Annotated in this window: 3 protein-coding genes; 1 reads left to right on the top strand and 2 read right to left on the bottom strand. The window is 73.0% G+C overall.

Features of this window, described 5'->3' with window-relative positions; translation table 11 throughout:
- Window positions 1-920: FAD-dependent oxidoreductase (locus ABZ371_RS29510; protein ID WP_358685268.1), on the bottom strand; the 920-nt coding region annotated here is incomplete at its 3' end.
- Window positions 921-1,020: 100 nt separating this feature from the next.
- On the opposite strand from ABZ371_RS29510, the gene ABZ371_RS29505 reads away from it, so the two are divergent.
- Window positions 1,021-2,661 carry an ABC-F family ATP-binding cassette domain-containing protein gene (locus tag ABZ371_RS29505; protein WP_358685265.1) on the top strand — a complete coding sequence of 547 codons (1,641 nt, stop codon included), beginning with the start codon at window positions 1,021-1,023 and terminating at the stop codon, window positions 2,659-2,661.
- Between the two features lie 61 nt (window positions 2,662-2,722).
- On the opposite strand, the gene ABZ371_RS29500 is transcribed toward ABZ371_RS29505, so the two are convergent.
- Window positions 2,723-4,036, bottom strand: a complete 1,314-nt coding sequence (locus ABZ371_RS29500) for a pectate lyase (protein WP_358685263.1) — start codon at window positions 4,034-4,036, stop codon at window positions 2,723-2,725.
- Window positions 4,037-4,379: the final 343 nt, after the last annotated feature.

The raw sequence follows: 4,379 nt of genomic DNA, 5'->3' as shown, positions 1-4,379 counted from the left end.
CGGGCCGCCGCGCGGGCGCAGCCCCTGGCCACCGTCACGCCCGCACCCCCGTGGCCGTAGTTGTGCACCAGCAGAGCCCCGCCCGCCAGCCTCTCCGCCTCGATCCGCACCCCCGCCTCCCGGGCGGGCCGCAATCCCACCCGGTGGCCGATGATCCTGGCCCCGGCGATCTCCGGCCGCACCCGAGCGCACCGCGCCACGATCTCCTCGGCCGTGGCCGGATCGGGTTCCGTGCGCTCGTCGTCCGTCTCGGCCGTCCCGCCCAGCACCAGGCCGCCCGGCTGCGGGAAGAGATACGTCGTCGCACTCGACACCGGATCGGCCCGTGCGTACCACTCCTCGATGCCCGGGTTCTCCACCACCACCAACTGGCCCCGCACCGGGCGCACCCCGGGGTCCGGGGCCAGATCCCGCGCGCCGAGCCCCGCACAGTCGACGACGACGGGCGCCTCGGCCGCGGCCTCGCCGAACCCGTGCACCGTCCGCCGCTCCACCGTGCCGCCGGCCGCGGCCAGCCGGGCCTCCAGCCAGCCGAGGTGGACGGGCATGTCGAGCAGGGGCAGCGTCACCCGCAGCCCCTCCGGCACCTCGGACACGTCCTTGAGGCGGCGCGCCCAGGGACCGAGCGCGGACAGCCGCTCACCGCCGTGCACCCCGGCGACCATCCGGACCCCCGTCTCCCCGGGCGTCTCGGCCAGCTCCTCGTACACGCCGAGCGTCCGGAGCGACCAGTCACCCACGAGGGCGGCGGGCTCGATCCGGTACGGCCACCACAGCGCCCCCGCCACCGCCGACGTGGTGTCCGACGCCGCGTCCCGGGACCAGACCCGTACCCGGTGGCCGCGCTCGGCCAGCAGGAGGGCGGTGGTCAGCCCGCTGACCCCGCCGCCCACCACGATCACATCCGTCACCGCACCCACCCCTTCCCGGCGCCCCGGACGCCGAGGCCACGCGGGCCATCGTCGCACCCGCCGTCCGGCGCGAGGGCGCCCGCTCCGGTTCGTTAGGATCGGCACCCTGATGACTGCCACCCTCGTCGCCAAGGAACTCGCCGCCGGGCACGGTGACCGCACCCTCTTCGCCGGACTCGACCTCGTCGTCGCGCCCGGCGACGTGATCGGTCTCGTCGGAGCCAACGGCGCCGGCAAATCCTCGCTGCTCCGCCTGCTCGCCGGTCTCGACCGGCCCGAGGAGGGCGAGCTGCGGCTCTCCCCGCCCACCGCCACCGTCGGGCACCTCCCGCAGGAGCCCGAGCGCCGCGAGGGGGAGTCCGTGCGGGAGTTCCTCGCGCGCCGCACCGGTGTCGCCGAGGCCCAGGCCGCGATGGACGCCGCGACCCAGGCCCTGGTGGACGGGGCGCCCGGCGCCGACGACGCGTACTCCGACACCCTGGAGCGCTGGCTCGCCCTCGGCGGCGCGGATCTGGACGAGCGGGCCGAGGAGATCGCCGCCGACCTCGGGCTCACGGTCGGCCTGGACCTGCCGATGACCGCACTCTCCGGAGGGCAGGCGGCCCGCGCCGGCCTCGCCTCGCTCCTGCTGTCCCGCTACGACGTCTTCCTGCTCGACGAACCCACCAACGATCTCGACCTCGACGGCCTGGAGCGGCTCGAGCGCTTCGTCTCCGGGCTCCGGGCCGGCACCGTGGTCGTCAGCCACGACCGCGAGTTCCTCATGCGCACGGTGACCAAGGTCCTGGAACTCGACCTGGCCCAGCAGCAGATCAACCTCTACGGTGGCGGATACGCCTCCTACCTGGAGGAGCGGGAGCGGGCCCGCGCGCACGCCCGCGAGGAGTTCGAGGAGTACGCCGACAAGCGCTCCGCGCTCGAAGGCCGCGCCCAGATGCAGCGGGGCTGGATGGACAAGGGCGTCAAGAACGCCCGGCGCAAGGCCACCGACAACGACAAGATCGGCCGCAAGTTCCGCAGCGAGGCCAGCGAGAAGCAGGCGGCGAAGGCCAAGCAGACGCAGCGCATGATCGAGCGCCTCGACGTCGTCGAGGAGCCCCGCAAGGAGTGGGAGCTGCGGATGGAGATCGCCTCCGCCCCGCGCTCCGGCTCGGTCGTCGCCACCCTCCGCGACGCCGCCGTCGTCCGCGGCGACTTCTCCTTCGGGCCCGTCACCCTGCAGATCGACTGGGCCGACCGGGTCGCCGTCACGGGGGCCAACGGATCGGGCAAGTCCACGCTGCTGGCCGCGCTCCTCGGACGGCTCCCGCTCGACGCGGGCCACGCCTCGCTCGGTTCGGGCGTCGTGGTGGGCGAGGTCGACCAGGCCCGCAAGCTGTTCCACGGCACGGAGAGCCTGCTGGACGCCTTCTGCGCGGCCGTCCCCGACACCGAACCGGCCGAGGTGCGGACCCTGCTCGCCAAGTTCGGCCTGCGCGCCGAGCACGTGCTGCGCCCCGCCACGACCCTCTCGCCCGGTGAACGCACCCGGGCGGGTCTCGCGCTCCTCCAGGGCAGAGGCGTCAACCTGCTGGTGCTGGACGAGCCGACGAACCACCTCGACCTGCCGGCGATCGAACAGCTGGAGGCGGCCCTGGACGCGTACACCGGGACACTGCTGCTCGTCACGCACGACCGGCGCATGCTCGACGCCGTCCGCACGACCCGGCGTGTCGAGGTCGCCGACGGCCGGATCTCCGAGACCCGCTGACGCGGAAAGGCCCCGCTCCTCCCGTCGCACGGGAGGAGCGGGGCCGGTCCGCGGGGACGCCTCAGTCCACGTAGCTGATGTCGGACGAGGAGTAGATGCAGTTGGTGCCGTCCGCACCCGTCCCGATCTTGCTGGGCTCGCCGCTGGTCGTGCCCTTGTACTTGGTGCAGATGTCGAGGTCGCGGCCGCCGTCGTCGTAGATCGCGATGTCCGAGAACCGGGCGGTGTCGCCGTAGTTGGTGTTGATGCCGACCAGGGTGTCACCGGGGGTGGTCACCCAGATGTTCTGCAGCTGGATGTGACGGGCGTACTGCGAGGAGCAGTTGCCGCACGAGCGCACCAGCTTCCCGAAGTCCTGGACCTGGAAGTTCCTGACGACCAGGGTGCCGGCACCGTTGTGCTGGAACACCTTGTCCTCCGCCAGCCTGGCGCCGCCGCCGTCGACCGTGCGGACCGTGGAGGACGAGCTGCCGCGGAAGGTCGCGGCGTCCTCACCCACGTCCTCCCACCAGACGTTCTTGATGGTGCACGCCCCCGAGCAGTGCACACCGTCCGCGGCCGGGGCGCCGAGGATGACGTTTTGCAGCGTGGCACCGTCCGCGAGCTCGATCAGGGCCGGCTGGTCCTCGTCCTGGCCGCCGCTGCCCAGGTCACCGCTGCCGTACAGGCGCTTCATGCCCCCGTCGTAGGTGCCCGAGACCTTGATGGTGGAGGACACGGCCTGGCTGCCGTTCGCCGTCGGCCACGACGGCCGGTCGGTGGGCGGGTCCGTGGGATCGGTGGGCGGGTCGGTCGGATCGGTGGGCGGGTCCGTGGGGACCGTGCCGGAGGCGGTGAAGGTCCAGTTCTTGCTCGCGACCGAGTCGCAGGAGTTCTGCTGGACCAGGGCGCCGGCCGCGGTCGAACCGTCCTTCACGTTCAGGCACTTGCCGCCGTTGCTGTTGACGACCCGGTAGGTGGAGCCGCTGACCGCCGTCAGTGTCCAGACCTGCGTCGCGCCGCCGCCGCAGGTCTGCTGCTCCACCGCCTTGCCCGCGCTGGTCGAGGCGCCCCGGATCCCGGCGCACTTGGCGCTGTGCGAGGCGGCCAGCGTGTAGCCGCTGCCGGATGCCGTGAGCTTCCACGTCTGGTCGGCCCCGCCGTCGCACGCGCTCTGGGCGAGCTGGACGCCGGCGGACGTGGCGGACCCCGGGACCTCCAGACACAGTCCGCTCGCGGCGTTTGCCAGTCTGTACGAGCCTGCGGCGGGGGCCGCCGACGCGGTGCCGGTCGCGAAGAGGGCCGTGAGGCCGGCGACGAGGAGTGAGACGGCGGCGACCAGGGCGGCGGCCGCACGGCCGCCTCGCCTTCTGACCAGCTGATTCTCTGTGCGCACTAGGTATTCCTTTCACCGCCTGCGGTATCCTCCGCAGGCACCTGTCGGTGGTTGGTGCGGTGGTGAAAACCATCCCCGGCTCCGGCGTCGTAATCCGCAGCATGAACCGAGTTCGTGTACGTGAATCGCCGTGACCGTACGTCACTCCCCGACGACGGTCAATACGGTGGGACGAACGATCAGTAACGGCATCGCGCGGGGCGTCCGAGGGCAGCGGTGCGCGGGCGAACCGGGGCAGGCCGGAGGTAAGCCGTCATGGGCCGTGAGGGGCCGATCGGGAGCCGGGCGCGGCGACGCGTGCGGGCGGCGACGCGCCGGGCGGAAGACGCGGCGGAGTGGGTGG

Origin of the sequence: Streptomyces sp. NPDC005899, from assembly GCF_040629645.1 — a bacterium.
In the GTDB taxonomy this organism is placed as follows: Bacteria; Actinomycetota; Actinomycetes; order Streptomycetales; family Streptomycetaceae; genus Streptomyces.
Note: the sequence above shows the minus strand (reverse complement) of the source record. Positions and strands in the feature narration are given on the sequence as shown.

Bases quoted from the DNA above. Each gene is read 5' to 3' on its own strand.
- ABZ371_RS29505 (WP_358685265.1), top strand. From the start codon at position 1,021: ATGACTGCCACCCTCGTCGCCAAGGAACTCGCCGCCGGGCACGGTGAC.